The organism is Mesorhizobium sp. M7A.F.Ca.CA.001.08.2.1, assembly GCF_003998455.1.
GTDB classification, from domain to species: Bacteria; Pseudomonadota; Alphaproteobacteria; order Rhizobiales; family Rhizobiaceae; genus Mesorhizobium; species Mesorhizobium ciceri.
In genome coordinates this window covers 1-3,910 of the sequence record NZ_RZPW01000612.1, presented here as the reverse complement: position 1 = coordinate 3,910, position 3,910 = coordinate 1, and the positions used below count along the sequence as shown (strand labels likewise).

The 3,910-nt window shown below is 61.5% G+C and carries 4 protein-coding genes; 3 read left to right on the top strand and 1 reads right to left on the bottom strand.

Translation table 11 applies throughout. The annotated features are described in order from the left end of the window. Positions 1-750: ABC transporter substrate-binding protein (locus EN914_RS27435; protein ID WP_245497850.1), on the top strand; the 750-nt coding region annotated here is incomplete at its 5' end. A gap of 17 nt (positions 751-767) precedes the next feature. After that, a complete protein-coding gene (locus EN914_RS27430; protein ID WP_024503283.1) occupies positions 768-1,448 on the top strand; it encodes a DsbA family oxidoreductase in 681 nt (226 codons plus the stop codon). Positions 1,449-1,486: 38 nt separating this feature from the next. Here the strand turns inward: EN914_RS27430 and EN914_RS27425 are convergent, their stop codons facing one another. After that, entirely contained in the window at positions 1,487-1,915 is a 429-nt protein-coding gene (locus EN914_RS27425) for a hypothetical protein (protein WP_024503284.1), read from the bottom strand. 603 nt (positions 1,916-2,518) lie between these two features. Here EN914_RS27425 and EN914_RS27420 point away from each other — a divergent pair. Next, positions 2,519-3,910: ATP-binding cassette domain-containing protein (locus tag EN914_RS27420; protein WP_164778951.1), on the top strand; the 1,392-nt coding region annotated here is incomplete at its 3' end.

The following is a 3,910-nucleotide window of genomic DNA, read 5'->3' as shown; positions in this document are numbered from 1 at the left end:
TACACGCGCACGATGAGTTACTGGCAGAATTCCGAGCTTTCCGCGCTCGGCCATCCGGCCGACGACAGGGAGAAAGCGCTTCTGGCGCCCTACCCCGGCCGCGTGCCGGCCGATGTCATGGACGGCACATGGCGGCCGCCGGTGACCGACGGATCGGGCCAGGATCGGCGCGTCTTGAAGGCAGCTTTCGATCTTTTGAAAAGTGTCGGCTACCACGTGCAGAATGGAACGATGCTTGATCCCGAAGGCAAACCCTTCGGCTTTGAGATCCTGACCGCTTCGCAGGACGAGGAGCGCCTTGCCGGCATCTATCAGCGCACGCTGGAGAAGATCGGCATCAATCTCACCATTCGCAGCCTCGACGGCGATCAGATCCAGTCGCGCAAGCAGCGCTTCGATTTCGAGGTCTTGGTCGGATCGAGCGGCTTCAACAATTCGTTGTCACCCGGCATCGAGCAGAGCGGGCGCTGGAGTTCGACTGCCGCCCGGACGGAAGGCTCGTTCAATCTCGCCGGCGTCGCCGATCCGGCTGTGGACGCGGCAATCGAGGCGATGCTGCGCGCCCGCTCCAAGGAGGATTATGTTGCCGCCGTTCGCGTTCTCGACCGGCTGCTGATCTCCGGCAACTACATGGTGCCGATGCAGTACAACACGCAGCAATGGATCGCCTACTGGAACTACCTGGAACATCCGCAAAAGACGCCCATATTCGGGTATCAACTGCCAACATGGTGGCGCAAACCCAACTGAGGGATCAGGAGATCGAGATGAGCGAATTGAACGCCATCACCGTCGATGTGGTGTCCGATGTCGTCTGCCCCTGGTGCTTCATCGGCCAGAAGCGGCTCGACAGGGCAATCGCGGCCGTGAGCGATGTCGACGTGCATGTCCGCTGGCGGCCGTTCCAGCTCGATCCGACCATTCCGCCCGAAGGCAAGGACCGGCGCGAATACATGCTGGCAAAATTCGGCAGCGACGAGCGCATCCGCGAAATTCACGCCCGCATCGAGCCGCTGGGCGAAGCGGAAGACATTTCCTTTGCCTTCGACGCCATCAAGGTGGCGCCGAACACGCTGGATGCGCACCGGCTGATCCGCTGGGCAGGGGCCGCCGGCGAAGCCATTCAGAACAGGCTTGTACGGCGGCTGTTCCAGCTGAATTTCGAGGAAGGCGCCAACATTGGCGATCATGCCGTGCTGGTCGAGGCGGCGCGCGAGGCCGGCATGGATGCGTCCGTGGTCGCCTCGCTTTTGCCGACCGAGGCCGATGTCGAGGCGGTGCGCACCGAGATCGCCACCGCGTCTCGCATGGGCATTTCTGGCGTGCCGTGCTTCCTGCTCGAGGACAAATACGCCGTCATGGGCGCGCAGGATGCCGATACGCTGGCCGATGCCATTCGCCAGGTTGCGACCGCCAAGGCGCGCGGCGAACTGGACAAGGCCGGCTGAGGCCGGCCGGCCTCTCCTCTCCGCGACGGCGGCAGACGTTACTTCGCCGTCGCCTTGGCCTTGCTGATGAAAAATCCATGGCCGTTCGTGGCCGTGCAGGTCAGTCCCTTGGTTGACGACTGGCACGAGAACGGCCCGGCGCTCCAGCTGTTGCCGTAGCCAAGCTTGTCGACATCGCTGCAGCAGCCCTGCTCGCCTGGGTTCTTGATCAGCGTTGCTGGCCCCTTCGGACCCAGGATAATCGTAAGGTAGCTCGGCTCGACGCGCGAGCAGCTCAGCTCCGGGCCGCCATCCCTCGGCTCATAGGTGCCGGTGCCGCCTTTGGGCGTGTAGATGCAGCCGATGTTGCCGGACGGCGTGTTGAACTCGATCTGGCCCTCGGCGCTGGCCGGAATGCTTTGCTCGCCGGCATGCGCCAAAGGTACAAAGGCAAAGAGGGACAGGATTGCGGCCGCGCGTGCAAGCATTGGGAGCTTCCTTGTTGAAGAACCGGACATGCATGAGTGTCGCCGATGCCGGGCAAGGTTCAATCCCAGGCGGATGAATTGTCAAACGCAGTCCCTCAGCCGATCCGACAAGACGGAACGCGCCGCTCGATCGATTCTCTCGTCAATTCCTGCCCCCGGCAGGGACGACCACGGCAATCCTGGCGAGTCACGAGCCGCAGATTTTCGAGCTCTTTGAGCCGTCCACAGTGAGAAAACCGGTCGCTCGATACGATTTCGAGTTCACGAAACCGTGTGAAAGCCTTCCCCAGGGGAAGCCGTGCCAACGCCACGCCCTCGATATATCAAGCACATGAAATTAAAAGCAATATCCGGATTTTTGTCGACTGTTGTCGCTATATTTCAGCATGTAATCTGTTGCCTCACGGCAACGGCTGCCGGGGCAATCCGGTCGGCCCGGTTTTAAATTAATGGAAAATGATCAATTGGTGTTACCATCCGTAACAAAAGAAAAAAGGTTTGGGCGGGATAGTGATTCGGGTCGGTAGACCATCGCAAGAGTCAGTACCGGAAAAAACACCTCGCGATGCCGCAGGGCGATCGCTTCTGACGCCGGTGTCGTCGATGCGCAGCTTCTGGGGCCTGATGCGGGCCTACTGGGTTTCCGACCGCTGGAAGGAAGCCTGGACGCTGACGCTGGTGATCGCGCTGCTCACGGCGTTGTCCAGCAAGGCCGGTGTCTGGTTCGCCGAAGCCTCGGGCGAACTGGTCAATTCCATCGCCTTCTTCCATGACGCCGCCAACACCACGCCGCTTCGCTCGCTTTTGGTCAATGCCGGCGTCCTCGTGCTGCTGGTCGTACTCAAGGACGCTGGCTTCACCGGCATCCGCAACCTTGTCTCGGCGACGTTGCACCGCAAATGGCGCGGTTGGCTGGACAGCCGCTTCAATGAAGCGCTGCTGGACGGCAATCATACGCATTTCCATGCCCAGCACGCGTCGACCGGCAGCGGCGCACCGGCCCCCGACAACATCGACCAGCGCGTCCAGGAATCCATCAAGGACATGACCGGTGGCGCCATCGGGCTCGCCATGGGCGTGCTTGGCGTTGCCACATCGCTCTATTTCGTCGGCCAGAAGCTGCTCGAAAACTCCGTCGAGGTGAAGGGGCTGGAATTCCTCGGCAGCTATGGCAGCGCCATCCTCGCCTTCCTGGCCGTCGCCACCTACGTGCCGCTGAACACTTGGATCGCGGTCAAGCTCGGCGGCCTGCTCGAGCGCCTCAACGTCAGGATGCAGCAGGCCGAGGGCAGCTATCGCGGCGAGCTGACGACATTCCTGCGCCGCTCCTTCCATGTCGCGGCGTCTCAGGGCGAAGGCGTGCAAAGGACCATGCATGGCCGGCTTTATGTCGACATCGACGGCACCTGGACGCGGCTGAACATCGTCAACACCGTCTATATGTCGTTCGAGCTGATCTACAATTTCATCGGTGCCCGCATTGTCGCCTACGGACCGGGCCTGGTGCCGTTCATCCACAACGGTCTCGACCTCAAGGGCTACATAACCGGCTCCGAACTGGTCAATTCGCTGATCGGCCAGTGTTCGTGGTTCATCCACGTCATGCCCGCCATCGCCACGTTGCGCGCCAACAGCCAGCGTGTCACCGAGCTGGCCAATGCGATCGAGAATGTCCAGCATCCGCAGGAATTCTACAGCCAGACCGGCCGCTCCGACTTCCACTATGCCAGCCAGAACCCGGTTTTCGGCCTGACCATCCAGAAGCTCGAACTGGCGCATCAGGGCGAGGACGCGACGCCCTTTCTCAGCGCCGCCAATCTGCGCTTCCGGCGCGGCGAATGGACTTTCCTGAAAGGCGAGTCCGGTTGCGGCAAGACCTCGCTGATCAAGGCGATCAATGGTCTGTGGCCATATGGCCGCGGCACCATCGTCTTTCCCGAAGGCGTCAAGAGTTTCTATGCCGCTCAGGAGGTCAAGCTGCAGCCTGTGTCGCTG

What these genes read in the sequence shown, in the direction of transcription:
- EN914_RS27430 (WP_024503283.1), top strand. Translation starts at nt 768, where the DNA reads ATGAGCGAATTGAACGCCATCACCGTCGATGTGGTGTCCGATGTCGTC.
- EN914_RS27425 (WP_024503284.1), bottom strand. Translation starts at nt 1,915, where the DNA reads ATGCTTGCACGCGCGGCCGCAATCCTGTCCCTCTTTGCCTTTGTACCT.